This is a genomic window from Streptomyces tateyamensis (assembly GCF_003205575.1).
Lineage (GTDB): Bacteria > Actinomycetota > Actinomycetes > Streptomycetales > Streptomycetaceae > Kitasatospora > Kitasatospora tateyamensis.
On record NZ_PYBW01000109.1, the window covers coordinates 1 to 26,592 of the forward strand.

Sequence of the window (26,592 nt, forward strand, 5' to 3'; positions counted from 1 at the left end):
GTGCCTCGCGGTGTGCCGGGATCCCTGCCGCGGTCAGTCCTGAACGACCTGGTAGATGCCGTAGACGACACCGGGAAGATGGCCGCAGAGCTGGAGCAGGAAGGCCCACAGCACCTTCATGCTCGGGCCCTCCTTGATGAGCACCGCCAGCCACGGCAGGACCAGGCAGAGCAGTACGAGCAGAACCTTCACCATGATCGCTCCTCGATCTCCTGGGGCAGCCGTGTCGCCGGGACCAGGTCGGGGCGATCCGGCCGAGCATCGTCCGGGCGACGGATGGCCAGGAAGTCCCCGGACTCCGCCCACCGGTCTAGCAGACCCGCATCGGTACCGCGACACCGATCGATTCCGCGAACGGCGTGGCGCCCCGTCACGGGCGGCCGCCCCGAGGCCGGGAAAACCGCTCGCGGCAGCACAACCGCGGCACGCGTGGGCTGACGGAACACGGGTACACGCTGGGCACAGCGCCCCTGGCCCGGTCCCCCGGGCAACTCCTGGGGGCGCCGAACAGCGTCGAAAAGGAGCCTCCCATGCTCGCTCTCGTCCTTGTCCTGCTACTCGCGCTGCTTCTCGGCGGCCTGGGGTTCGCGGTCCACGTGCTGTGGTGGGTGGCACTCGTGGTTCTGGTGTTGTGGGTGCTCGGCTTCGTCTTCCGCGGCGCGGCGGAGGGCGGGCGCAGCCGCTGGTACCGCTGGTAGCCGTCGACAGGTCCCACCCGGCCGGCCCGACAGGCGGGCGCTGCCCTCAGCGGCGGCGCCCGCCTGCTGTTTCATCGGCCTCACGGTCTTCGTGACCGTCCGTCCGACTGACGCCCGTCCGACTGACGCCCGTCTGCCGCGTCCGGGAGGCCCGCGAACGAGTCGCGTCCTAGATTCGGGGGCGGACGATGCGGCACACCCAGAGGAGGAAACATGCCTGCGGGTTCGAGCAAGAAGCGTGAACGGCAGTACGAGCACATCAAGGACAGCGCGCTGGACCGCGGGGAGAGCCGGAAGCGGGCGGAGGAGATCGCGGCCCGGACCGTGAACAAGGAACGGGCCCGGCACGGCGAGTCGAAGACCGCCAGCCGTTCCTCCACCCACGACATGTCCTCCTCCCGGCGCGGCGGACTGCACTCCCACTCCGGCTCCCAGGGGCCGACCAAGGAGCAGCTGTACAACGAGGCCAAGCAGCGCAACATCCACGGCCGTTCGAAGATGAGCAAGAAGGAACTCGCCAGCGCCCTCGGCCACTGACAGCGCCGGCCCACCCGGTGCGCTGCCCCCACGAACGACACGTAGCAAGAACGACACGTAGCAAGAAGGACGATGCGATGAGCACGGACGACACGGGTACCCGCGACGAGAACGACGCCTCGAGGGAGGACGGCGGCAAGGTACGGGAGCGGTCCGCGGAGGAGCGCAGCATCACGGCGCCCACCCCGAAGGATGTCCGGGCCAAGGCCGAGGCGGGCAAGAGCGACGAGGACGGCGAGGAGCCCAAGCCGCCCGCCGCCGACACCCAGGCGCCCTGACCGCCGGCAGCGCCACTGCCGCCCCCTGTCTCCCGGGCCGGGAGACAGGGGGCGGCGTCCGCTCCGACGGCGCGCTTGCCGAACCAGTGACCGGCGTGCGCTCCGACGGCGAAGACGCCGACCGATGCCACGATGCCGATCACGCCCAGAGCCCTGAGCCGGGAGGGGCCCAGCCCCGGTGCCGGTACCGGCGTGCCGCGCGACTTGGCCCGGATCGCGGAAGGGCTCGGCTGCGACCTCCTCATGGTTTCCGACCACGACGGACGGCCTGCCGGGCACCGCCACCGCCACCGCCACCGCGTACGGTTCGCCTCCGCTGCTTGTCCGCGGCGGCGCAGGACCCCGCCCGCCCCCGGCGCCTAGGTTCACCGGAACCGCAGGACGGCGAGAGGGGCATGCGTGAACTGGCTTATCCACGACTACCGCGAGGACGATCTGGCCGGCGTCGTGCACCTGATCGACAGCACGGCGGAGCTCGGCCAGGAGTCGGTGTTCTCACTGGCCGAGTGCATCACGGCCCTGACGGAGCGTCAGCCCGCGGTCGTCGCGGTGCACGGCTCGGTGCCGGTCGGGGCCGCGGTGGCCCAGGTGGGCGGCGAGCGGGCCTGGGTGATGCGGATCGCCATCCACCCGGCGTGGCGGGGCCGCGGCCTGGCCAGCGCCCTGCTGCGCGAGCTGGAGCGCCGACTCGTGCAGGCGCGGGTGCGGCGGATCGCCTACGTACTCCCGCAGGAGGAACTGCTCGGGGACGGGCTGCACAACGCCGGTTACGTGCGGCGCCCGGCCGTCGCGTACTTCGAGAAGACGGAACCCGCCTCGGGCGGATCGGCGGACGTGCTGGCGGACCTCGGCGGGCGGCTGCTGCCGTCGGGCCTGTGGGACGCGGTGGCCGGGATGGCCGCCGAGAAGGCGCTGATCGAGCGGCGCGTGGTGCTGCCGTTGGCCGAGCCGGAGCGGGCGGCCCGACACGGCGTCCAACCACCGCGCGCCATCGCCCTGTTCGGCCCGCCCGGAACCGGCAAGACCACCTTCGCCCGGGCGGTGGCCTCCCGGCTGGGCTGGCCGTTCGTGGAGCTGCTGCCCTCCCGGCTGGCCGACGAGGGCAGTCTGGCGGCCGGGCTGCGCGAGGCCTTCGCCCAGATCGCCGAGCTGGAACGGGTGCTGGTCTTCATCGACGAGGTCGAGGAGATCGCGCCGGTCCGCACCGGCAGCTCGGCGATGCACGGGGTCACCAACGAACTGCTCAAGCTGATCCCCGGGTTCCGGGAGCGCGGCGAGCGGCTGCTGGTCTGCGCCACCAACTCGGTGCGGTCCCTGGATCCGGCGTTCCTGCGCCCGGGGCGGTTCGACTACGTGATCCCGATCGGCACGCCCGACCAGGAGGCGCGCCGGGCGATCTGGTCCCGGTTCACCGGCCACGACGCCGCGGTGGACGTGGCGGCGCTGGTAGCCGCGAGCGAGCTGTTCACGCCGGCCGACATCGGGCACGCGGCGCGGACCGCGGCCCAGGCGGCCTTCGAGCGCGACCTCGCCGCCGAGCGGGCCGGAGCCGATCCGCTGCCCGCCGGGGCGAGCACCGACGACTTCCGCGCCGCACTCGCCCAGTGCCGGCGGACCGTCACCAGCGAGATGGTCGAGGAGTTCACCCAGGACATCGCCTCCCACGGCCGGGTGTGAGCCCGTCGACCGGACGGGGCCGAGCCCGGCGACCGGACCGGCGGCACCCTGACCGCCGCCCGGCGCGCATCGCCTCCTGTGCTGGGCCCGCTGGCTGACGGGCCGTCAGTCGTGCCGGTCCCGACCGCCCGGTCGGCGCCACCTGGCGCGGGGCGCCCGGGGGTACGGCGAGCCGGAGCTAGACGGCGCGGGGGCGGCGGCGGATCGGGCCGGCCGCTCCCCAGACTCGCGGGTGTGCGGTGCGCTGCACTGGAGGTCCTCCCAGTTCCGGTGTTCGTGGACGTCCCGGACGTTATTTGCGGCCCGTCTGACGCCTGTAAGATCACCGCAACATGTCCGAATGCGAACGGTGAGTGATGAGCGAGCGGCCCGAGCCCGTGCGTTTCAACCTGCTGGGGCCCGTGAGCGTCACAGTCGGTGACGGCGAGGTGGTACTGCCCTCGGGGATCCCGCGCACCGTGCTGGTGCTGCTGCTGGTGCACGCGAACCGGGTGGTGCCGGCCGAACAGCTGGCGTCCGCGGTCTGGGGCGAGCAGCGCCCCGCCGCGGCCGGGCCGGGGCTGCGCAACCACGTGCTGCGCCTGCGGCGGATGCTCGGCGAGGAGGCGGGGCAGCGGCTGCGCACCGTGGCACCGGGCTACCTGGTCGCGGTGCACCCCGGCGAGCTGGACGTGGAGCGCTTCCTGGACGGGTGCCGGCTCGGCGCGCAGCAACTGCGGGCGGGCGAGGTCGCCACCGCCCGGCAGACCCTGAGCAGCGCCCTGGAGCTGTGGCGCGGCGACCCGTTCACCGACCTGCCGGCCGGCCTGGACGGCGCCGCCCGGGCCCACCAGCTCGACGAGACCCGGATGAAGGCCTGGCAGGACCGGGTCGACGCGGACCTGGCCCTGGGCCGGCACCGCGAGCTGGTCGCCGAACTGCGCGGCCTCACCCAGGCCCACCCGCTGCGCGAGGCGCTGCACGGCCAGCTGATGGTGGCGCTGTACGGGGCGGACCGCCAGGCCGAGGCGCTGGCCGTCTACCAGGAGCTGCGCACCCGGCTGGTCGCCGAGCTCGGCGTCGAGCCCTCGGCCCAGGTCGCGGAGCTGCAGCAGCGGATCCTCGCCGCGGACCCCACGCTGCTCGAACCGGCGGTGCCGGGCGCGGCGGCGCAGGGTGGCGAACCGGCCCCGGCCGCCCAGCCCGCCCCGGCCGCCCCCGCCTACACCCCGCGCAACAGCCTGCCGCGCGACGTCGCCGACTTCACCGGCCGCGGCGCGGAGACCGACCGCCTGCTGACGGCCGCGGCCGCACCGGCCACCAACGCCGTGGTGATCTCCGCGATCGACGGGATGGCCGGGGTCGGCAAGACCGCGCTGGCCGTGCACGTCGCGCACACCCTGGCGCCGCGCTACGCCGACGGCCAGCTCTTCATCGACCTGCACGGCTTCACCCCCGGCCACACCCCGCTGGACCCCGGCACCGCGCTGGCCCGCCTGCTGCGCGCCGTCGGCGTGCGGGAGGAGGCACTGCCCGCGGACCCCGAGGAGCGCGCGCTGCTGTGGCGCAGCGAGGCGGCCGAGCGCCGGCTGCTGATCGTGCTGGACAACGCCGTGGACGCCGCACAGGTCCGCCCGCTGCTGCCCGGCTCCCCCGGCAGCCTGGTGCTGGTCACCTCACGGCGCCGGATGCCCGCGCTGGCCGGCGCCGGCGCACTCTCGCTGGACGTGCTCGACCAGGAGGCGGCCGTCGCCCTGTTCGGCCAGATCTGCGGGCCGGACCGGATCGCCGGCGAGGAGGCGGCGGTCGCCGAGATCGTCCACCTCTGCGGCCACCTGCCGCTGGCCATCCGGATCACCGCCGCCCGCCTGGCGCACCGCAGCTCCTGGACCCCGTCCCACCTGCTGGCCCGGCTGCGCGACCGGATCAGCCTGGCCAACGAGTTCCGCACCCAGGACCAGAGCGTGGCCGCGGCCTTCGCCGTCTCCTACCACGCGCTCGCCCCCGACCAGCAGCGGCTCTTCCGCCTGGCGGGCCTGCACCCCGGCGACGACTTCTCCGCCTATGCCCTGGCGGCCCTGGCCGACCTCCCGCTGGCCGAGACCGAGGACCTGGTCGACGAGCTGCACGGCCACCACCTGCTGATCGAGCGCTCGCCGGGCCGCTTCACCTTCCACGACCTGCTGCGCCAGCACGCGCACGGCCTGGCGGAGTCAGAGGAGTCGCCGGCCGGTCAGCAGGCCGCGCTGGAGCGGCTCTTCGACTACTACAACCACACCGCCGCGGCCGCGGCCGACCTGCTCTACCCGCACGAGGCGCACCGGCGCCCGCACCCCCCGAAGCCCGCCACGCCCGTCGACCGCCTGCGCACCGAGGAGGACGCCCAGGCCTGGCTGGAGATCGAGCTGACCAACCTGCTCAGCGCCGGCACCCACCCCGCCGCGGCCGCCACCCGGCACTGCAGCGACCTGTCCGGCATCCTGGCCCGCTACCTGGAGTACCAGGGGCACTACAGCAGGTCCCTGGTACTGCACACCGCGGCCGCCGAGGCCACCGCGACCGCCGGGGACCCGGCGGGGCACGCCACCGCCCAGACCAACCTGGCCGGCTCGCTCTGGCTGCTGGGCCGCTACCCGGACGCCATCGACGCCTTCCAGGCCGCGCTGCGCGACTTCCGGAGCATAGGGGACCAGGCCGGGGAGCGCCGGGTACTGACCAACCTCGGGGTGACCTACGCCCACCTGAGCCGCTATCAGGAGTCGCTGGAGCACCTGACCGGGGCGCTGGCCGCCTACCGCGAGGCGGGCGACCGGGCGGGCCAGGTGATCGTGCTGAACAACCTCGGCTCGGTCTGCGAGCACATCGAGGACTTCGCGCAGGCGGTCGAGTACCACCAGCAGACCCTCACGCTGGCCCGGGAGGTCGGCGACCAGGTGTCCGAAGGCCGGGCGCTGGGCAACATCGGCATCTCGCTGAACCGCCTGGACCGACCCCTCGAGGCCCTGGAGTTCCTGCACCAGGCGCTGGAGTCGGCCCACAGCTCCGGCGACCGGATCCGCCTGCTGGTGGCACTGAACGGCCTGGGCGACGTCGAGCGGGCGACCGATCCCGCCCAGGCGCTGGCCCGCCACCAGCAGGCCCGCGACATCAGCGCCCAGATCGGCGACCGGTTCACGCTGGCCGGCTGCCAGCTGCGGATCGGCGACGACCACCAGGCGATGGGCGAGCACGCGCTGGCCCGGGCGGCGTGGGAGCTGAGCGCCGCGCTGTACACCGAACTGAGCGCGAGCTCCCAACTGGAGGCGGTCCGCGCCCGACTTGACGGACCGTAACCTCTTACGGGTCTCTTTCCCACTGCTTACGTGGTGCTGTCGATCACCCGTCCGGGCTGTCCCGGCCGCTCGGCCGGCGGCAGGGTGGTGCTCACGAAGTCCCCTTCCTACCCAGGAGCTTGGTGTGCTGACCCCTGCTAAGAAGCCGCGCCGCCGGACCGCCCTGGCCGTTGCCGCGGTGCTCGGCGCCGCGCTGGCCGGCCTCGCCACCCCCGGCGTCGCGGCCGCCTCCACCGAGCGCGCGGCCACCGTCTACACGCTCTCCAACTCGGCGGCCGGCAACAGCGTGCTGGCCTTCCGCGACCTGGGCGGCGTGCTGACCCCGGCCGGCTCCTACCCCACCGGCGGCCTCGGCTCGGGCGCCGGGCTCGGCTCCCAGGGCGCGGTGGTGCCGGCCGACCACGGCCGGCTGCTGCTTGCCGTCAACGCCGGTTCGAACTCGGTGACCGCGCTGCGCGTGGCCCGCGACGGCGGCCTGACCGCGGTCTCCACCGCCCCCTCCGGCGGCACCGACCCGGTGAGCGTGACCGTCCACGGGGACCTGGTCTACGTCCTCGACGCCGGCAGCGCCACGATCGCCGGCTTCCGCCTGCAGCACGGCTCCCTGGTCCCGCTGGCCGGCTCGAACCGCGCGCTGTCGGCGGGTGCGGCCGGGGCGGCCGAGGTCGCCTTCTCCCCCGACGGCCGCCGACTGGTCGTCACCGAGAAGGGCAGCAACGCGCTCGACACCTTCACCGTGGACCGCCACGGGCTGGCCTCCGCGGCCGCCCGCACCGCCTCGGCGGCCGCGGTCCCGTTCGGTTTCGACTTCGACGACCGCGGCAACGCGGTGGTCTCGGACGCTGCGGCCAGCGCCGTCACCACCTACTCCCTCGCCTCCGGCACCGCCCGCCAGCTGTCCTATTTGCCGGACGGCGGCGGCGCGGCCTGCTGGCTGGTGGTCTCGCACCGCACCGACACCGCCTACGTGGCCAACGCCGCCACCGGCACCATCTCCACCTACCTGGTCCGCGACGGCGCCCTGACCCTGACCGCCCCCGTCGCCGCCACCGTAGGCGGCCACCCCACCGACGAGGCGCTCGGCCGCGGCGACGTGCTCTACGTCCGCGACGCGACCGGCAACCGCCTGCAGGCCGTCCGCTTCGGCGCCGGTGGTGCGCAGGTCGTCAACGCCCCGGCGGTGCTGCCGGCGAGCGCGGCGGGTGTGGCGGTGGCCAGGTAGCTGCTGCCTGACCTGCGGGAGCCCCGCCGCGGCCGGTTCGCACCGGTCGCGGCGGGGCTCCTGTTCCCGCGTGCTGTCCGTGCTACGGCACGGTCCAGCGTTGGGCACCGGTCCCGTTGCAGCCCCAGAGCTGGAGTTGGGTGCCGTCGGTGGTGTTGCTGTTCGGCAGGTCCAGGCACAGGCCGGTGGCCGGGTTGACGATCGACCCGTCCGAGCGCGGCCACCACTGCTGGGCGCCGGTGCCGTTGCACTGCCACAGGTCCACCTTGGTGCCCGGCGTGCTGCCGCTGTGCACGGCGTCCAGGCAGTTGCCGAGGACCTGAAGGCTGCCGTCCGAGGCCAGGGTCCACTGCTGCGCGGCCGTGCCGTTGCAGGTCCAGAGCTGGATCTTGTTGCCCCAGGTGGTCTGGCTGAGCGAGTCGTCCACGCACTTGCCCGCCAGGCCGGTGATCTGGCCGGTGACCGGGACGGCCGGACCGGTGTCGAAGGACGGCGGGGCACCGGCCGCCGCGGTGCCCCAGCCCGGCGAGTCGGTGCTGCTGAGCGTGTAGCCCAGCGTCCCGCCGTGCTGCACGAAGTCCTCGCTGAGCCAGGGCTGCTGGGACGGCGAGCCGTTCACCTGCAGAGCGGTCACGTAGGGCGTGTTGTCGGTCGCCCCGGGCGCGGTGATGTCGATCGTCACCCCGTTGCCCCGGGTGATCGTGATCCCCGGGAAGAGCGGGCTGGCCAGCGCCAGTTCGGCCCGCCCGGGGATCTCCGGGTACATCCCGAGCGCGGCCCAGACCGCCCAGGCGGACATCTGGCCCAGGTCGTCGTTGCCGACCTCGCCGTTCGGCCCCCAGGAGTACAGCGAGGTCAGCGCCTGGCGGACCACGGCCTCGGTCCGGTCGGGACGGCCGGCGTAGTCGTAGAGCCAGGGGATGGCCGAGGACGGCTCGTTGCCCAGGTAGGCGCCTGCGGCGTTCGGGCCGGCGTTCAGGCCGGTGCCGAAGAGCGCGTCCAGCCGGGAGACCGCCGCCCCCGCGCCGCCCATCGCGTTGATCAGCCCCTTCGGGTTCTGCGGCACCAGCCAGGTGTACTGGGCGCCGTTGCCCTCGATCCAGCCGTTCTGCGAGGTCGGGGTGAAGCCCGGCCAGCTGTGGTCGGCGTTGCGCGGCTGCAGGTACCCGCTGTCGTGGTTGAACAGGTTGCGCCAGTTCGCCGACTTGTGCAGCAGGTCGTCGTGGATCGCGGTGTCGCCGAGCCGGCCGGCCAGTTGGGAGACCGCGAAGTCGGCGGTGGCGTACTCCAGGGTCATGGAGCCACCGCCCCAGACGCTGTAGGGCACGAAGCCCTCGCTGTGCTGGCTCTCCTGGGCGGGGCGCTCGTTGTCCTTCACGGTGCCCTGCCAGGATTCCCAGAGCAGGTTCCAGTAGTCGAAGTCGGTCGCGCCGAAGGCGTACATGTCGCTGCCGATGATGGGCAGCGGGTCGCCGACCATCACGCCGGTGTTGCCGTTCGCCAGCGTCCAGCGGTCCAGGTACCCGGCCTGCGCGCCCTGGTTGACGATCGACTGGGCGACGTCCGAGGCCTCCTTGGGGGCCAGGAAGGCCAACAGCTGCGCCTGGGAGCGGTAGACGTCCCAGCCCGAGAAGTCGGCGTACTCGGCGTGGCCCGCGGGGACGGTGTGGAGCTGCCCGTCGAACCCGATGTAGCGGCCGTCCGTGTCGCTGAACACGCTCGGGTCCTGCAGCGCGTGGTAGAGCGCGGTGTAGAAGGTCGCGGTGTCGAAGACGTTCCCGCCGGTGGCCGCGATCCGCCCGAGCATCGCGTTCCACGCCGTCCGGGTCGCCGCGCTGACCTGCGGGTAGCCGCTCGCCCCCTGCTCGGCCTGCAGGTTGGCGTACGCGTTGTCCGCGCTGACGAAGGAGATCCCGACCTTCGCCGTGACCGTCCGGTTGGCCGAGGTGTCGAAGGAGACCTGGGCCAGCGACCCGCCGGTGAGGCTGCTGGTCGCGAACGGGTGGTCGAAGACCACCGAGAAGTACAGCCGGTAGCGGTTCCCGCTGCCGCAGAAGTTGCCGCTGTCGGTGTACCCGGCGATCCCGTTGGAGCTGAGCGACACACTGCCGGTGGCGGCGTTGAACGCCTTGCCCGCGTCCACCGTCAGCGAGGCCTGCTGGCCCGCCGGGTAGCTGAACTGGGCGATGCCGGAGCGCTGGGTGACGGTCAGCGCGGTCTTGATCCCGTTGTCGAAGGTGACCGAGTACGTCCCCGGCGAGGCGGCCTCGTTGCTGTGCGAGAAGGTCGAGTAGCCGGGCGAGCTGCTGCCGAGGAACGGCAGGAACGGGACGTTGCCGTAGTCCCCGCAGCCCGCCCCGGATATGTGGGTGAGGCTGAATCCGCGGATCCGGGTGTCGTCGTAGTCGTAGCCCCCGTGCTGGTAGGTCACGGTGTCCGGGCTCCACTGGATCATGCCCAGCGGCGCCACCGCGCCGGGGAAGGTGTTGCCGGCCCCGCCGCCGTTGCCGAAGTCGGTGGCGCCCTGCTGGGTGCCGACGAACGGGTTGACCCACTGGGCCGGGTCGTTGACGGTGTAGTGCTGCGTCGCGGCCACCGCCTGGGTGGCCCCCTGCAGGCCGGCCGTGGCGGCCACCAGGGTGGCGCAGGCGGTCAGCGCGAGCGCCGCCCGCCGCGGGCGGGGTGCGAGGTCGTTGGGGCCACGCCGGACAGCGGGGCCGGAGGGACGAACGGGGTTGCCGGGCCGCCGAGTGGGGCGAGCCGGGCGCGGGGGCCGCTGGGGCCGCAGGTGGCGCGAAATACTAGGGCGTCGCAAGATTCGCAACTGAACCCACCTCCCTGACTTACCGTCAGTGTCCCCCTGCGGAGCGTGATGAACCGGCGAATCGTGCATCTGTTCAGCTGTAATTTCCGGCTAGCGGTTGACAGCGGCTTCTTGACCCTGCTCACTCTGGCGCCAAATCAGGGTCAGCGGCTGGCGCGGACGCTCACGGATCGTCAGGTCGGGGTGTGGAAGGGGCCGCGGTCCAGATACTGGTGACCGGCCGCGCGCGACCCGTGCCCGCGGCCTCGACGCACGAAGACCGGGACGGGCAGCCGTCCACGAGGAGTGACCGTGACCCACCCCACCCCGACCGAGCGCTACCGCGCCGCCCGGGACCTGATGCTGCGCCGGCGGTCGGCCGACCCCGAGCCCTTCCACTGGCCCGACCTGGGCGAGCGGTTCAACTGGGCCCTCGACTGGTTCGACGCCATCGCCCGCGGCAACGACCGCACGGCACTCTGGCTGGTCGAGCAGGACGGGTCCGAGGCCCGGTACAGCTTCGCCGAACTGGCCCACCGGTCCGACCAGGTGGCCCACCATCTGGCCGGCCTCGGCGTGCGCAAGGGCGACCGGGTGCTGCTGATGCTCGGCAACCAGGTCGAGCTCTGGGAGGCGATGCTGGCGGTGATGAAGCTCGGCGCCGTGACCATGCCGACCACCACCGCACTCGGCCCCGCCGACCTGGCCGACCGGATCACCCGCGGCCGGGCCGCGCACGTGGTCGCCAACGCCGCCGACACGGCGAAGTTCACCGGTAGCGGGGTGACCCGGATCGTGGTCGGCGGCCCCGTCGAGGGCTGGGCCGCCTTCGAGGACGCGTACCTGATCGCCGACCCCGCGCCGCTGCCCGCCGTCACCGCCGCCGAGGACCCGCTGCTGGTCTACTTCACCAGCGGCACCACCAGCCGCCCCAAGCTGGTCCAGCACACCCAGGTCTCCTACCCGGTCGGCCACCTCACCACGATGGCCTGGGCCGGCCTGCGCCCCGGCGACGTGCACCTCAACATCAGCTCCCCCGGCTGGGCCAAGCACGCCTGGAGCTGCTTCTTCGCGCCGTGGATCGCCGAGGCGACGATCTTCGTGCACAACTACACCCGCTTCGACCCGGCCCGGCTGCTGGCCGAGCTGCGCCGGGCCGAGGTGACCACCTTCTGCGCGCCGCCCACGGTCTGGCGGATGCTCATCCAGGCCGACCTGTCCGGCGGCCCCGGCACCCTGCGCGAGCTGTTCGCGGCCGGCGAGCCGCTCAACCCCGAGGTGATCGCCCAGGTCGAGCGGCACTGGGGCCTGACCATCCGGGACGGCTTCGGGCAGACCGAGACCACCCTGCTGATCGGCAACCTGCCCGGCGACCCGGTCAAGCCCGGCTCGATGGGCCGCCCGCTGCCCGGCGTGCCGGTGGTGCTGGTCGACCCGGTGAGCGGCGAGCCGGCCGACGAGGGCGAGATCTGCCTGGACCTGGCGCAGCGTCCGGTCAACCTGATGACCGGTTACCTGGACGACGAGGAGCGCAACGCCGAGGCGATGGCCGGCGGCTACTACCACACCGGCGACGTGGCGAGCCGGGACGCCGACGGGCAGATCACCTACATCGGCCGCACCGACGACGTGTTCAAGGCCTCCGACTACAAGGTCTCGCCGTTCGAGCTGGAGAGCGTGCTGATCGAGCACCCGGCCGTGGCCGAGGCCGCCGTGGTCCCCGCGCCCGACCCGACCCGGCTGGCGGTGCCCAAGGCCTACGTGGCGCTGGCCCCGGGCTGGGAGCCGACCCGGGAGACGGCGCTGGCCATCCTGCGCCACGCCCGCGAGAACCTGGCCCCCTACCTGCGGGTGCGCCGGCTGGAGTTCTTCGAGCTGCCGAAGACGATCTCCGGCAAGATCCGCCGGGTCGAGCTGCGCACCCGCGAGCAGCAGGGCGCGGAGCTGGCCGGCGAGTGGCGCGACGACCAGTTCCCCGAGCTGAAGGGGTGACGCCGGCCTGACGACTGCCGCCGGGCCCGGCCCGGCCGATCACCTCCGGTCGGGGCGGCCACTGGTGGCCCCGACCGGTCGTCGGGCGCAGGGCGCCGGGCAGTCCGCGCACCCCCCAAACTGCCCACCGGGCACAGGTGGCCGCGCAGTGGATGGCAATCGAACCTTGACCCTCAAGGTGGTCTATGCCAATCTCTCAGCCAGGTCTGGACCATTGCCGTGGCGCGAGGCACCGGCAGCCGACGGAGCTTCCACGGGGGACGTGTCACTTTCCATGCAGCAAAGCGCACTTGACCACAGAACCGACCCGGCGCCGGCACCCCGCAGCTCGGCGCAGGGCTCCCGGACGGTCCACGGGCTGTTGGACCTGCGGGCCGCGGCACAGCCCGACCGGACCGCGATCAGCACCGACACCGGCACCCGGCTGACCTTCGCCGACTGGCGGGACCGCTCGGTGCGCGCCGCCCGCGCCCTGGTGGCCCGCGGGGTCCGGCCCGGCGACCGGGTGGGCCTGGTCTTCGGGCTCCGCGACTGGCCGGAATTCGCTGTCCAGTACTGCGCGGTGACCCGGGCGGGCGCCGTCGCGGTGCCGATCTCGGACGGGCGTCCGGCCGAGGCGGTCGGCGGCCTGCTGGAGCACTGCGGCGCCAGTGCCGTGGTGGCCGGCGCCGGCGCCTCGGTGCCGCTCGGCCCGTGGTGGATCGCCGCACCGGCCGAACTGGCCGCCGAGGCGGCCGAGTCCGGGGCGGCGGCGGTCCAGCTGCCAGAGGTGGCAGCGGCCGATCCGGCCCAGGTGCTCTACACCTCCGGCACCACCGGCCGCCCGATGGGCGTGCTCGCCAGCCACGGCAACGTGGTGCACGGCACCCGCCCGCTGGCCCGGCACCGCCCGCTGGCGCACTCGGAGGAGTTCCTGCACGCCTTCGCGGTCGGCACCAACGCCGGCCAGACCATGCTGGTCAACGCGCTCGACGCGCACCCGGCCGCCCTGGTGGCCACCCGCTTCACCCCGGGCCGGTTCGCCCGGCTGATCGAACAGCGGTCGGTGGGCAGCGTGTTCGTGGTTCCGGCGATGGCGGCCGAACTGCTCGGCGCCGGCGTGCAGGAGCGCCACGACCTCTCCTCGGTGCGCCTGTTCGGCTCCACCGCTGCCGCCCTGCCGCCCAGCGTGGCGACCGCGCTGACCGCGGCCTTCCCGAACGCCGTGGTGGTCAACTACTACACCTCCACCGAGGCCGCACCGGCCCAGACCGCGATGGTCTTCGACCCCTCCCGCCCCACCGCGCTCGGCCTGGCCGCCCGTGGCGCCGTCATGGTCGCGGGACCGGACGGCCGGCCGCTGCCGGCCGGCGAGACCGGGGACGTCCTCCTGCGCTCCCCCGGCGCCCAGCGCGCCTACTACCGCGACGCCGAGGCCGGCGCGGCGGTGTTCCGGTCCGGCTGGGTGCGGATGGGCGACGTCGGCTACCTGGACCCGGACGGCTACCTGCACCTGGTGGACCGGGCCTCGGACGTCATCAAGTCCGGTGCCTACAAGGTCTCCACGCTCCAGGTGGAGTCCGTGGCGCTGGAGCACCCGGGCGTGGCCGACGTGGCCGTGGTCGGCCTGCCGCACCCGGTGCTCGGGACCAGCGTGGCCGCCGCCGTGGTCCCGGCCGCCGGAACCGCGTTCGACCCGGCCGCCCTGCGCTCCTTCCTGGCCGAACGGCTGGCCGCGCACGAGATCCCCAGCACCATCCGCACCCTGGACGTGCTGCCGCGCAACGAGGCGGGCAAACCGCTCAAGCGCGCCATCCGCGAGCTGCTGGCCACCTGAGGCCCACCGGCCCTCCCCCAGCTCGCCGCACTGACGATCCGTCATCTCCACCTGTTCACAGGGTCCCGCCTCCCCAGCCCCTGACACCGAAGTGAGTCCCCCCATGCCCGACTCCGTCGCGATCCCGGCCGGCCCCGCCCAGCAGGGCGTCTGGCTCACCGAGCGGCTCGGCGCCGCCCGCACCAGCTACCACCTCCCGGTGCGGATCTCCTTCGACCGGGTCGACCCGGTCGCACTGCGCACCGCCTGTGCGGGCGTGACGGCCCGCCACCCGGCGCTGCGCAGCTGTCTGACCGAGCGTGAGGGAATCCTCGCACTCGTGCCCTGCGCGGCCGAGCCGACCATGACCGAGAGCACGGCGGCGGACTCGCCCGCCGCCCTCACCAAGCTGCTCGAGGAGGAGAGCGCCCGCCCGTTCGCGCTGGAGCACGGGCCGCTGGTCCGGTTCACCCTGTTCCACGGCCCGGCGGGCTCGGCCGAGTTGCTGGTGGTCGCCCACCACGCGGTCTTCGACGGGATGAGCAAGGACCTGCTGGTCGCCGACCTGGCGGCGGCCTACAACGCGGCCCTGACCGGTTCCGACACCGACGCCCGGCTCGGCACCCCCGCCCGACCCGCCCACCTGCCCGTACCGGATGCGGCGCTGGTCAAGGCGGCCGCCGACTGGTTCGCCCCGCGCTGGGCGGACCCGGCGGACCTGGTGCTGCCCGGGGTGCGCCGCGCGGTGCTCGGCGCGGGCGCCGGCCAGGCCCTCACCCGGCGGCTCGACCGGGCCGCACTGGCCGCCGCCGCCCAGGCCTGCCAGGTGACCACCTTCGAGTTCGTGCTGACCGCCGTCCACGCGCTGCTGCGCCGCTACGGCAACCCGAACGCGCCGGTGTCCCTGGCGCTCTCCACCCGGACCCCCGAACTGGCCGGGGAGATCGGCCTGTTCGTCAACGAGCTGCCGCACCACGCACCCGCCGCCGGCGCCGCCCCCTCCTTCGCCGAGTTCGCCGCCGCCGTCCGCACCGAGCTGCGCGAGCTGTACCGGTTCCGCACCGTGCCGTTCGGCGCGGCGGCCGGCGGGCTCAGCCCGCGGGTGGGCCTGACCCCGGTCTCGTTCAGCTACCGCCGCCGCGGCGCCGAGCCGCAGTTCACCGGGAGCACCACCCGGGTCGACTGGATGGTCTTCAACGGGACCGCGCGCAACACCCTGCACCTGCAGGCGGTGGAGTCCGCCGAGGAGTGCGAGCTGAGCCTGCAGTTCGACCCGTCGGTGCTGTCCCCGGAGGCCGCCGAGCGGATCGCCGACCACCTCGGGAACCTGCTGGCGGCGGCCGCGGCCACCCCGACCCTGGCGCTGGACGCGCTGCCGCTGCTCGGCGAGGAGGAGTTCCGGCTGGTCACCGAGGCCTGGAACGACACCGCCCGCGCCTACCCGGCCGACCGCACCGTGCTCGACCTGTTCGACGCGCACGCCGCCGGGCAGCCGGACGCGGTGGCCGTCACCGCCGTCGACACCAGCCTGACGTACCGCCAGCTCCACCAGCAGTCGGTCGACCTGGCGCACCGCCTGGTCGCGGCCGGGGTCCGCCCCGGCAGCCTGGTGGGCCTGCACCTGCGGCGCAGCTCGCGGCTGCCGGTCGCGCTGCTCGCGGTGCTCCGGGCCGGCGCGGCCTACCTGCCGCTCGACCCCGGCTACCCCGCCGAGCGCCTGGCCCTGGTGCTGGCCGACTCCGGCGCCGCGCTGCTGCTGGCCGACCTGGACCCGGCCGCCGAGGTGGCCGCCGCGGCGCCGACCGTGCTGCGCCTGGACCAGCCCGCCGAGCCCGTGGCCGGGACCGCCGCCCCGGTGCCCGCGGAGCATGAGGCCGCCCCGCCGCTCACCGAGCCCCTGACCGGGACCGCCGCCCCGCTGCCCGTCGCCACCCCGGCGGACCGGGCCTACGTGCTCTACACCTCCGGCTCGACCGGCCGCCCCAAGGGCGTGGCCGTGGGCCACCGCGCGCTGGTCAACCTGCTCAGCTCCTTCGCCGACCAACTGGACTGCGGCCCCGAGGACGGCTGGCTCGGGCTGACCTCGCTCTCCTTCGACATCGCCGGCCTGGAGCTGTTCCTGCCGCTGGTCACCGGCGCCCGGCTGGTGCTGGTCGGCGACGGCCTGGCCCTGGACGGGCCGGCCCTGACCGAATTGCTGCGGCGCGAGCGGGTCAGCCACGTGCAGGCCACCCCGTCCGGCTGGCGGGTGCTGCTCAGCGGGGACGGGCTGCCCCCGGGGCTGACCGCGCTGGTCGGCGGCGAGGCGCTGCCGCTGCCGCTGGCCCGCGAGCTGCGCGCCCGGGTGGCGCGGCTGTTCAACGTGTACGGGCCGACCGAGACCACCATCTGGTCCACCTGCGCGGAGCTGCCGGTGGCCCCCGAGCGGATCCGGATCGGCCGACCGATCGCCAACACCCGGGCGTACGTGCTGGATCCGCTGCACCGCCCGCTACCGGTGGGCGTTCCCGGCGAGCTCTACCTGGGCGGCGACGGGGTGGCCGAGGGCTACCTGGACCGGCCCGAGCTGACCGCCGAACGGTTCGTCACCGACCCCTACGCGGGCGGGCGGATGTACCGCACCGGGGACCTGGCGGCCTGGACCGAGGACGGCGAGCTGGACTTCCTGGGCCGGCTCGACCACCAGGTGAAGATCCGCGGGCACCGGATCGAGCTCGGCGAGATCGAGTCCGCGCTGCTGGAGCACCCGGCGGTCGCCGAAGCGGCCGTCGCCGTCGACCAGGATGCGGCCGGTGAACCGCGGCTGGTCGGCTACCTGGTCGCCGCGGCCGCCGTACCCGGGCCGGCCGAGCTGCGCGCGCACCTGTCGCGCACCCTGCCCGGCGCGATGGTCCCGCAGCTGTTCCTGGTGCTGCCCGCGATGCCGCTGACCCCCAACGGGAAGCTGGACCGGCGCGCCCTGCCGGCCGCACCCGCCACCGTGGCCGAGCCCGTCGCCATCCGCCACGGCGCCGGCGCGGGCGACCCGGTCGAGGCCGAGCTCTGCGCGATCTGCTCCGAGGTGCTCGGTCTGCCGGACATCGGGGTGGACGAGGACCTGTTCGACCTGGGCGCGCACTCGCTGAGCTTCATCCAGATCGCGGCCCGGATCCGCAAGTCCTTCGACGTCGACCTCGACCTCGACGTCTTCTTCGAGACCCCGACCGTGGCCGAGCTGGCCGAGGCCGTGAAGGAGTCCCAGTGACCGAGCAGTTGAGCACGGATCAGGCCGGTCCGCTGCTGGCCGAGTTGGCCCGGATGACCGCCCGGGCCAGCGACGAGGCGGTCACCGAGGCCGAGCTGCTGGCCGAGCCGGCCACCTCCTTCGTCGCCCTGGGCCTCGGCTCGCTGGCCCAACTGCGCCTGGTGGACGCGGTGGAGAGCCGCTACGGGGTCTTCCTGGACCTGGACGGCGGCCAGGAGTTCCTGGCCAGCGTGGCGGCCCTGGCCGCACACCTGACCGAGCAGCACGGCATCAGCGGGGCGAGCGGCGCATGACTGAGACCCGATCACGCCCGGCCGACTGGTCGGAGGCCAAGCGCGCGCTGCTCGCCCAGCGGCTGCGCGGCGCGGCGGCGCCCGTCCAGGTGGTCCGGGCCCGCCCGGCCGGCACCGTGCCGCCGCTGTCCAGCGGGCAGGAGCGGCTCTGGTTCATGGAGCAGTTCGCCCCCGGCGGCGCCGCCTACGCGCTGACCCCCGCCCGCCGGCTGCTCGGCCCGCTGGACCGCGCCGCGCTGGATGACGCCCTGACCGAGCTGGTGGCCCGGCACGAGGCGCTGCGGATGGCCTTCCCCACCACCCCGGACGGCACCGCCGAGGTCACCCTGGCCGAACCGGGGCCGGTGACGGCCGAGTTCACCGACCTCAGCGGGCTCGCCGAGCCGGCGGCGCGGGCCGCCGAGCTGATCGAGGCGCGCACCGCCGAGCCGTTCGACCTGGCCGCCGGCCCGCTGCTGCGGGTGCTGCTGCTGCGGCTCGGCGCCGAGGAGCACGTGCTGGCCCTGGTGCTGCACCACATCGTGGTCGACGGCTGGTCGGTGGACATCCTGCAGCGCGAGCTGGACGCGCTGTACGCCGCGCGCACCGGCGGCGCACCGGCCGACCTGGCTCCGGTGCCGGTGCAGTTCGGCGACTACGCCGCCTGGCAGCGCGAGCGGCTCGCCGGTGGGGAGCTGGACGGCGACCGGGAGTACTGGCGCACCGCGCTGGCCGGGGTGCCCGCGCTCGACCTGCCCGCCGACCGGCCGCGCCCGCCGGTGCTCACCCACGCCGGCGCCGCGCACGCCTTCCACTGGGACCGCCGGCTGACCGACCGGATCGCCGAGGTGGCCCGGGCCTACGGCGCCTCCACCTACATGACGGTGCTGGCCGGCTACCAGGCCCTGCTGGCCCGGTACGCCGGGCAGCGGGACTTCGCGGTCGGCTCACCGGTGGCCGGCCGACTGCACCGCGAACTCGAAGGCGTGGTCGGCTCGTTCGTCAACATGCTGGCGATCCGGGCCCGGTTGGAGGAGGGCCTGACCTACGGGCGCCTGCTCAGCCGGGTGCGCGAGGCCACCCTGGACGCCTACGCCCACCAGGAGGTGCCGTTCGAGCAGGTGGTGGCCGACCTGGACGTGGTGCGCGACGTCAGCCGCTCGGCCGTGTTCCAGACCACCTTCGCCTTCCAGAACTACGGCGAGCGCGGGGCCGCCCAGCCGCCCGCGCTCGCCGCGGCCGAGGGCTTCCACTACGCGGCCGGTTCCACCCACTTCGACCTGGCGCTCTACCTCGGGGAGCAACCGGACGGCCTGCACGGCCTGTTCACCTATCGCACCGACCTGTTCGACGAGGCGACGATCGTCCGGCTGGCCGAGCGCTTCGAGCTGCTGCTGGACGCCGCACTGGCCGACCCGGACCTGCCGGTGGACGAGCTGCCGCTGCTCACCGCCGCCGAGCGGGCGCAGCTGGCCGACTGGCAGCAGGGTCCCGCACTGCCCGCGGCGGGCCCGGCCACCCTCACCGAGCTGCTCGCCCGCACCGCGGCCGCGTACCCGGACCGGCCCGCCCTGGTCTTCGCCGACCAGCAGCTGACCTACCGTCAACTCGACCAGCAGGCGAACTCGCTGGCCCGGCGGCTGCGCGGACTCGGGGTCGGCCCCGACGACCGGGTGGCCCTCTGCCTGGAGCAGTCGCCGCGGCTGGCGGCGGCGCTGGTCGGCGTGCTCAAGGCCGGCGGCGGCTACCTGCCGCTGGACCCGGAGCAGCCGCCGGCCCGGCTGGCCCACCTGGTCGCGGACGCCGGGGTCAAGGTGCTGGTCACCGAGACCGGGCTGCGCGAGCGCTTCCCCGACCACACCGGGCCCACCCTGCTGCTCGACGCCCTGGCCCCGGACCCGGAGGGCACCGCGCTGGAGCCGGTCGCCGGGCCGGACGACCTGGCCTACGTGATCTACACCTCCGGCTCCACCGGCAAGCCCAAGGGCGTCGCGGTCCAGCACCGGCAGATCGTCAACTACCTGACCGGCGTGGGCGAGCGGCTGCGGATCGAGCCGGGCGGGCGGTACGGGCTGCTCCAGTCGCTGGCCTTCGACTTCAGCCTGACCGTGCTCTACCTGGCGCTCACCACCGGCGGCACCGTCCACCTGCTGGAACGCCGCATCTCGGGGGCCGAACTGGCCGACCAGGTGGCGGCGCTGGAGCTGGACTACCTGAAGATGACGCCCTCGCACCTGGCCGCGCTGACCGCGGACGCCCCGGCCGAGCGGCTGCTGCCCGGCAAGGCCCTGGTGCTCGGCGGCGAGGCGTCCGGCTGGGCCTGGGCCGCGGAGCTGGCCGCGCTGGGCCGGTGCGCCGTCTTCAACCACTACGGCCCGACCGAGGCGACGGTGGGGGTGACCGTCTTCGAGGTCACCGCGGGCCGCGCCGGCCCCGGCAACACGCCGATCGGCACCCCGCTGGCCGGCGCCCGCTGCCTGGTGCTGGACGAGCGGCTGCGCCCGGTGCCGCCCGGCGTCACCGGCGAGCTGTACCTGGGCGGCGACCGGCTGGCCCGCGGCTACCTGGGCCGGCCCGACCTGACCGCCGAGCGCTTCGTCGAGGCCCCGGACGGCTCCGGCCGGCTCTACCGCACCGGCGACCTGGCCCGCTGGCGCCGGCCGGAGGCCGGGGAAGGCACCCTGGACTACCTGGGCCGCGCCGACGACCAGCTCAAGGTGCGCGGCTACCGGGTGGAGCCCGGCGAGATCGAGGCCGCGCTGGCCGAACTGCCGGGCGTCACCCAGGCCGTGGTGGTCAGCCGGGGCGAGGGCGTGCGACAGAACCTGGTCGGCTACCTGGAGCACCCGGGCGGCGGCGAGCCGCCCGCGCCCGCCGAGGTCCGCGCCCACCTGCTGGAGCTGCTGCCGGACTACATGGTGCCGGCCCGGTTCGTCTGGCTGGACCGGCTGCCGCTGCAGGCGCACGGCAAGGTGGACCGCAAGGCGCTGCCGGACCCCGCGGAGGCGGTGGCGACCGGGGAGTTCGTCGAGCCTGCGGGCGAGGCCGAGACCCGGGTCGCGGCGATCTACGCCGACCTGCTCGAGGTGGCCCGGGTCGGCGCGCTGGACGACTTCTTCGCCCTCGGCGGCCACTCGCTGCTGGCCACCCAGGTGGTCGCCCGGCTGCGCCGCGCCTACCCGGACCTGCCCACCCCGGTCGGGGTGATGGACCTGTTCCGGTTCCCGACGGTGCGTCAGCTTGCCCTGCTGATCAGCGACCCGGCGGCGGACCGGGGCCCGCAGGGGCTGCTGCACCGGCTCACCCCGCAGCGCACCCGCACCACCGCCAGCGTGGTCTGCGCGCCGTACGGCGGCGGCAGCGCGCTGATCTACAAGCCGCTCGCCGACGCGCTGCCCGCCGACTGGGCGCTGCACTCGCTCGCCGTGCCCGGCCACGAGCTGGGCGAGGAGGCGATGGCGCCCGAGGAGGTCGCGGCCCGCTGCGCGCAGGAGATCCTGACGGAGGTCGAGGGCGAGATCGTGCTCTACGGCCACTGCGGGGTCGGCGTGCAACTGTGCGTGGAGATCGCCCGGCTGGTCGAGGCGGCCGGGCGGGAGGTGGCGGCCGTCTACCTGGGCGGCATCTTCCCGTTCGCCCGCCCGCGCGGCCGCGGCGCGGCCGTCGGCGAGTGGTGGGCCGAGCTGGCCGACCGGCTGCGCAGCGACCAAGGGGTGATCAACTCGCTGGCCGCGGCCGGGCTGGACACCGAGGACGTGACCCCCGAGCAGCTGCGTCTGATCGTGCACAACCGCCGGACCGGCGGCAAGGCGGCCGAGCGGTACTTCACCGAGCTGTACGAGACCGAGGGCGGCCGGCTGAAGGCGCCGGTGATCGCGGTCTGCGGGCAGCGCGACCCGGCCACCGAGTTCTACCAGGAGCGGTTCCGCGAGTGGCACCGGATCACCGACACCGCCGCCGTGGTGGTGCTGGCCGAGGCCGGCCACTTCTACCTGCGGTACCGGGCCGAGGAGTTGGCCGCGGTGGTGACCGGGGTGCACCCGGCCGTCGCGGCCGCGCGGGAGGAGCGGTTCCGGCGCACCGAGGAGTCCACCTGGTGGCTGGAGGCGGTCTCCCGGGACCCCCGGGAACCGGCCGGGCAGGCGGACCAGGTCCGGCCCAGCATGGCCCGCTTCCTCACCGTCGCCGCCGGGCAGCAGGTGTCGATGATCGGCTCCGCGCTGACCGAGTTCGCGCTGCCGGTCTGGATCTACCTGCGGACCGGTTCGCTGGCCCACTTCGGCCTGCTGGCCGCCTTCGCCCTGGTGCCCGGGATCGTGGTGGCGCCGCTGGCCGGCACCGTGGTCGACCGCGGCGACCGACGCCGGATCATGCTGCTCGGCGATCTGGCGGCCGGCGCCACCCAGGCCGTGATGCTGGTGCTGGCGCTCAGTCACCGCCTGACGGTCTGGGAGGTGTACCCGCTGATCTCCGCGCTGTCGGTGGCGCTGACCTTCCAACGCTTCGCCTGGGGCTCGGCGGTACCGCAGCTGGTGCCCAAGCGCTACCTGGGCCGGGCCAACGGCGTGGTCCAGATGGCCTTCGGCTTCGCCCAGTTCCTGGTGCCGCTGTTCGCGGTCGGGCTGCTGGCCGCCGTCGGCCTGGGCGGGATCCTCTGCTTCGACGTGGCCAGCTACCTGGTGGCGGTCGGTGTGGTGCTGCTGGTCCGGTTCCCGGCCGCGCTGGCCTGGACCCGGCGCGAGTCGGTGGCCGCCGAGATCCGGGCCGGGTTCCGGCTCTCGCTCGGCAACCCGCAGTTCCGGGCGATGCTGGGCTTCTTCGCCGTGCTGAACATCTTCCTCTCCCCGCTCTTCCTGCTCACCACTCCGCTGGTCCTCTCCTTCGACCGGCTGGCCGCCACCGGCTGGGTGGCGATGGCGGGCGGCGCCGGGGCGGTCTGCGGCGGGGTCGCGCTGCTGGTCTGGGGCGGCCCGCGCCGGCGACGGCTGCGCGGGGTGCTGCTGGCCACCATGGCGCTCGGCGCGGCCTGTCTGCTCACCGGCCTGCGGCCGTCGCTGCCGCTGGTCGCCCTCGGGGCGTTCGGCATGGCCGGCGGACTGGCCCTGGTCAACGGGGTGTACGCGACGATCATCCAGACCAAGGTGCCGCTGCGCTTCCACGGCCGGGTGATCGCGGTGAACACCATGGTCGCCTGGTCCACCCTGCCGGTGGGCTTCGCGGTGGTGGCGCCGTTCGGCCCGCGGCTGCTGCAGCCGCTGATGGCGCCCGGCGGCGCGCTCGCCCCGACAGCCGGCCGACTGATCGGTACCGGTCCCGGCCGCGGCATCGGCCTGCTCTACCTGCTCCTCGGCCTGGCCATCCTGCTGCTGGCCCTGGCGGCGCTGCGGGTGCCGCGGCTGGCCCGGTTCGACCGCGAGGTGCCGGACGCGGTCTCCGACGAACTGGTGGGGCTGGCCATCCTGCACGACCAGCGGGACCAGCAGGCCGAGAAGGACGAGCAGGACCAGCAGGACCAGCAGGACCAGCAGGACCGCAACCCCGAACGAGGTGCCCAGTGACCCGCTACCCCCTGACGGTCGAACAGCGCCGGCTCTGGTTCCTCCAGCAGCTCAACGCCGCCGACGCCAGCTACAACATGTACATCGCCTGGCGCTGGCGCGGTCCCCTCGACCCCGCCGCGCTGTCCGCCGCGCTGAACCGGCTGGCGGCCCGGCACGAGGTGCTGCGCACCCGCTTCGACCTGGTCGACGACCAGCCCGTGCAGCTGGTCGAGCCGTCAGTGCGGATCGAGCTGGAACAGGTCGACCTGGCCGTGCCGCCCGGTGCCCCGGAGCAGGAGCTGGACCGGATCGCGGCCGCGGCCGCCGGGGAGCGGGTCAACACGGCCTTCGACCTGGCCACCGCGCCACTGCTGCGGGCCGCCCTGCTCCGGCTGGGCCACCAGGACCAGCTGGTCTGCCTGACCCTGCACCACATCGTCTCCGACGGCTGGTCGGCCCGGCTGCTCTGGAGCGAGCTGCTGGCCTGCTACCGCGCCGAGCTGGCCGGCCGCGAGCCCGACCTGCCGGAGCTGAAGGGCACCTTCGGCGACTACGCCCTCGCCGAGCAGGAGCGGCTGGCCGGGCCGCACGCCGAGCGGGAGTTCGCCTTCTGGCAGCAGAAGCTGGCCGGGATCGAGCGGCTGGAGCTGCCGACCGACCGGCCGCGCCCGCGCCGTCCCGCCCACCGGGCCGTGTTCGGCACCACCCGGATCGAGCCGGACCTGTACGCCGCCGTCGAGCGGTTCGCCCGGCAGGAGCGCTGCACCCCCTTCATGGTGCTGCTCGCCGCCTACCAGGTGCTGCTCTCGCGCTGGTCAGGCCAGCGGGAGTTCGCCGTCGGCACCCCGATCGCCGGGCGCACCGAGGTCGAACACGAGTCGCTGACGGGCTACTTCAGCAGGACGGCGGTGATCAAGGCCGACCTGTCGGCGGAACCGGACGGGGGCGAACCTGACTTCAGGACGGTGCTGCGCCGGGTCCGCTCGGCGGCGATGGCCGCCTTCGGGCACCAGGACGTCCCGGTGGAACGGCTGGTCCCGGCGCTCGGGCTGCCGCGCTCGGCGCACCGCCCGCCGCTCTACCAGACGCTGTTCGTGCTGCAGAGCCAGAACGAACTGGCCAACGCCACCGCCGAGGACGCGATCTCGGGGGTCGACCTGCGGCCCGCCGCCGACGCCGGGTACGCGCAGGCCAAGTTCGACGTGCTGCTGGACCTGTGGCGGCACGCCGAGGGCGGGCTGACCGGCTCGTTCTGCTTCGACGCCGAGCTGTTCGACCGGGCCACGGCCGAGGCCACGGCGCAGCGCTACACCCAGTTGTTGCGCCGGGTGGTGGCGGACCCGCTGCTGCCGCTGCACGGTTCGCTGCTGCTCGACGAGGCCGAGCGGTCGGCGCTGCTCGAACTCGGGGCCGGGGCCGCGCTGCCGGCCGAACTGCCGACCGTGCTGGAGCGGTTCGCCGCGCAGGTGGCCGAGCGGCCGGACGCGGTGGCGTTGGAGTGCGCGGGCGAGACCCTCGGCTACGCCGAACTGGACCGGCGCGCCACCCTGCTGGCCGCGCGACTCGGCGAGCTGGCGGGCCAGGTGGTCGGGGTTCGGCTGGCACCCTCCTTCGACCTGGTGACGGCGCTGCTGGCGCTGTGGAAGGCGGGAGCCGGGTACCTGCCGCTGGACGCCGCGCACCCGGTGGAGCGGCTGCGCTTCCTGCTCGCCGTCGGCGGTGCGCAGCTGGTGCTGGCCGCGGCCGGCGACAGCGAGGCGGCTGCCCTGGGGGTGCCGGTGCTCGAGCTGCCGGCGGTCTGGCCGGCCGGCACCGCGGACCCGCTGCCCGCCCCCGCGCCCGGTGCACCCGCCTACCTGCTGCACACCTCCGGCTCGACCGGGCAGCCCAAGGGCGTCCTGGTCGACCACCCGGCGCTGGCCGCCCGGGTGGCCTGGATGGCCGGCCCGGACGGATACGCCCTCGGGGAAGGCGACGCCGTCGTGCAGTTCGCCTCGATCGGCTTCGACACCCACGCCGAGGAGCTGTGGCCGGCCCTGGCGGCCGGCGCGCGCTGCGTGCTGCTGCCGGACGGCGGCCGGCTGCTGCCCGACTTCCTGCGCACGCCGGCGGCCGCGGCCGTCACCGTGCTCGACCTGCCCACCGCCTACTGGAGCGAACTGGTGGCCCTGGGCGCGGAAGTGGCCTGGCCGGCCGCCCTGCGCCTGGTCGTGCTGGGCGGCTCGGAGCCGGCCGCCGGCTCGGTCGCGGCCTGGCGCAAGCGGCACGGGGACAGCGTGCGCCTGGTCAACACCTACGGGCCGACCGAGGCCACGGTGATCGTGACCAGCGCGGAGCTGGACGCCGGTTCCGCGGTGGGGCGCCCGCCGCTGGGCCGGCCGCTGCCCGGGGTGCGGTGCTACGTGCTGGACGGCCGACAGCGCCTGGTGCCGCGCGGCTACGAGGGCGAACTCGCGCTCGGCGGCGCGGGCCTGGCGGCCGGCTACCGGGGCCGGCCGGAGCTGACCGCGGCCGCCTTCCTCGCGGACCCCTTCGCGGGCGGGCGCATGTACCGCACCGGCGACCTGGTGCGGTGGCGGGCCGACGGCCAACTGGAGTTCCTCGGGCGCACCGACGACCAGGTCAAGCTGCACGGGCGCCGGATCGAGCCCGGCGAGATCGAGGCCGTGCTGACGCACCATCCGGCGGTGTCCCGGGCCGCGGTGGTGGTCCGGGACGCGACCCGCCTGGTGGCGTACCTGGTACCGCGGGCAGGGGCGGTGGTGGACCCGGCCGCCGTGCGGGCCCACCTGGCCGACCGGCTGCCCGCGTTCATGGTCCCGGCCGGGTACGCGGTGCTCGACACCCTGCCGCTCACCCCGAACGGCAAGCTGGACCGGGCCGCGCTGCCCGACCCGGGTCCGGACACCGCCGCCGCCCGCGAGTTCCGGGCGCCGGACAGCGACGCCGAGGTGCTGGTCGCCGAGATCTGGCAGGAGGTCCTGGGCGTCGCCCGGGCCGGCGCGCTGGACGACTTCTTCGCCCTCGGCGGCGACTCGCTGCTGGTCACCCGGGTAGCCGCCCGCCTGCGCGCGGCGGTCGGCCTGGAGATCCAGGTCCGCGACGTCTTCGAGCAGCCCACCCTGGCGGCCCTGGCCGCCCGGATCGAGGACCTGCTGATCGCCGAGATCGACGGCCTGACCGACCAGGAGGCGCGGCAGCAGCTGACCTGACGTCCCGTCCG

Annotated in this window: 14 protein-coding genes; 12 read left to right on the forward strand and 2 right to left on the reverse strand. The window is 74.6% G+C overall.

The features are described 5' to 3' along the window. Window positions 1-33 precede the first annotated feature (33 nt). A complete protein-coding gene (locus tag C7C46_RS26315; RefSeq protein WP_110672417.1) occupies window positions 34-195 on the reverse strand; it encodes a YqaE/Pmp3 family membrane protein in 162 nt (53 codons plus the stop codon). Between the two features lie 335 nt (window positions 196-530). Here C7C46_RS26315 and C7C46_RS26320 point away from each other — a divergent pair, with 335 nt between their 5' ends. From C7C46_RS26320 to C7C46_RS26350, 6 genes are all read left to right on the forward strand, one after another. Next, window positions 531-698: a hydrophobic protein gene (locus C7C46_RS26320; protein WP_110672418.1), complete on the forward strand. Its 168-nt coding sequence runs from the start codon at window positions 531-533 to the stop codon at window positions 696-698. A 213-nt stretch (window positions 699-911) separates the two neighbouring features. Beyond that, window positions 912-1,235 (forward strand): plasmid stabilization protein, encoded by a 324-nt coding sequence (locus C7C46_RS26325; RefSeq protein WP_110672419.1) that lies wholly within the window; start codon window positions 912-914, stop codon window positions 1,233-1,235. Between the two features lie 77 nt (window positions 1,236-1,312). Next, window positions 1,313-1,513, forward strand: coding sequence for a hypothetical protein (locus tag C7C46_RS26330; protein WP_110672420.1), 201 nt, complete (start codon window positions 1,313-1,315; stop codon window positions 1,511-1,513). Between the two features lie 399 nt (window positions 1,514-1,912). Continuing rightward, window positions 1,913-3,190: an ATP-binding protein gene (locus C7C46_RS26340; RefSeq protein ID WP_110672422.1), complete on the forward strand. Its 1,278-nt coding sequence runs from the start codon at window positions 1,913-1,915 to the stop codon at window positions 3,188-3,190. Between the two features lie 401 nt (window positions 3,191-3,591). Further along, window positions 3,592-6,501 carry an AfsR/SARP family transcriptional regulator gene (locus tag C7C46_RS26345; protein ID WP_181442533.1) on the forward strand — a complete coding sequence of 970 codons (2,910 nt, stop codon included), beginning with the start codon at window positions 3,592-3,594 and terminating at the stop codon, window positions 6,499-6,501. 124 nt (window positions 6,502-6,625) lie between these two features. Then, window positions 6,626-7,723: a lactonase family protein gene (locus tag C7C46_RS26350; protein WP_110672424.1), complete on the forward strand. Its 1,098-nt coding sequence runs from the start codon at window positions 6,626-6,628 to the stop codon at window positions 7,721-7,723. An 82-nt stretch (window positions 7,724-7,805) separates the two neighbouring features. Here the strand turns inward: C7C46_RS26350 and C7C46_RS26355 are convergent, their stop codons facing one another. Next, window positions 7,806-10,358, reverse strand: a complete 2,553-nt coding sequence (locus C7C46_RS26355; RefSeq protein ID WP_245984956.1) for a GH92 family glycosyl hydrolase — start codon at window positions 10,356-10,358, stop codon at window positions 7,806-7,808. A gap of 480 nt (window positions 10,359-10,838) precedes the next feature. On the opposite strand from C7C46_RS26355, the gene C7C46_RS26360 reads away from it, so the two are divergent. The 6 genes from C7C46_RS26360 (at window position 10,839) to C7C46_RS26385 (ending at window position 26,581) form a co-directional block, all read left to right on the forward strand. Beyond that, window positions 10,839-12,518, forward strand: a complete 1,680-nt coding sequence (locus C7C46_RS26360) for an AMP-binding protein (RefSeq protein ID WP_281278588.1) — start codon at window positions 10,839-10,841, stop codon at window positions 12,516-12,518. Window positions 12,519-12,879: 361 nt separating this feature from the next. Continuing rightward, the gene (locus C7C46_RS26365) at window positions 12,880-14,334 is read left to right on the forward strand and encodes a class I adenylate-forming enzyme family protein (RefSeq protein WP_342775437.1); all 1,455 of its coding nucleotides are present in this window, start codon (window positions 12,880-12,882) and stop codon (window positions 14,332-14,334) included. A 103-nt stretch (window positions 14,335-14,437) separates the two neighbouring features. Continuing rightward, window positions 14,438-17,557 carry a non-ribosomal peptide synthetase gene (locus C7C46_RS26370; RefSeq protein ID WP_110672427.1) on the forward strand — a complete coding sequence of 1,040 codons (3,120 nt, stop codon included), beginning with the start codon at window positions 14,438-14,440 and terminating at the stop codon, window positions 17,555-17,557. Then, window positions 17,554-17,850 carry a phosphopantetheine-binding protein gene (locus C7C46_RS26375; protein WP_220040691.1) on the forward strand — a complete coding sequence of 99 codons (297 nt, stop codon included), beginning with the start codon at window positions 17,554-17,556 and terminating at the stop codon, window positions 17,848-17,850. The genes C7C46_RS26370 and C7C46_RS26375 overlap by 4 nt, the downstream gene beginning before the upstream one ends. Then, window positions 17,847-23,387 (forward strand): non-ribosomal peptide synthetase/MFS transporter, encoded by a 5,541-nt coding sequence (locus C7C46_RS26380; protein ID WP_110672428.1) that lies wholly within the window; start codon window positions 17,847-17,849, stop codon window positions 23,385-23,387. The genes C7C46_RS26375 and C7C46_RS26380 overlap by 4 nt, the downstream gene beginning before the upstream one ends. Further along, complete coding sequence (locus C7C46_RS26385) at window positions 23,384-26,581, forward strand: non-ribosomal peptide synthetase (protein WP_110672429.1); 3,198 nt, start codon at window positions 23,384-23,386, stop codon at window positions 26,579-26,581. The genes C7C46_RS26380 and C7C46_RS26385 overlap by 4 nt, the downstream gene beginning before the upstream one ends. The last annotated feature ends 11 nt before the right edge of the window (window positions 26,582-26,592 follow it).

Bases quoted from the DNA above. Each gene is read 5' to 3' on its own strand.
- C7C46_RS26315 (WP_110672417.1), bottom strand. From the start codon at position 195: ATGGTGAAGGTTCTGCTCGTACTGCTCTGCCTGGTCCTGCCGTGGCTG.
- C7C46_RS26320 (WP_110672418.1), top strand. From the start codon at position 531: ATGCTCGCTCTCGTCCTTGTCCTGCTACTCGCGCTGCTTCTCGGCGGC.
- C7C46_RS26325 (WP_110672419.1), top strand. From the start codon at position 912: ATGCCTGCGGGTTCGAGCAAGAAGCGTGAACGGCAGTACGAGCACATC.
- C7C46_RS26330 (WP_110672420.1), top strand. From the start codon at position 1,313: ATGAGCACGGACGACACGGGTACCCGCGACGAGAACGACGCCTCGAGG.
- C7C46_RS26370 (WP_110672427.1), top strand. From the start codon at position 14,438: ATGCCCGACTCCGTCGCGATCCCGGCCGGCCCCGCCCAGCAGGGCGTC.
- C7C46_RS26380 (WP_110672428.1), top strand. From the start codon at position 17,847: ATGACTGAGACCCGATCACGCCCGGCCGACTGGTCGGAGGCCAAGCGC.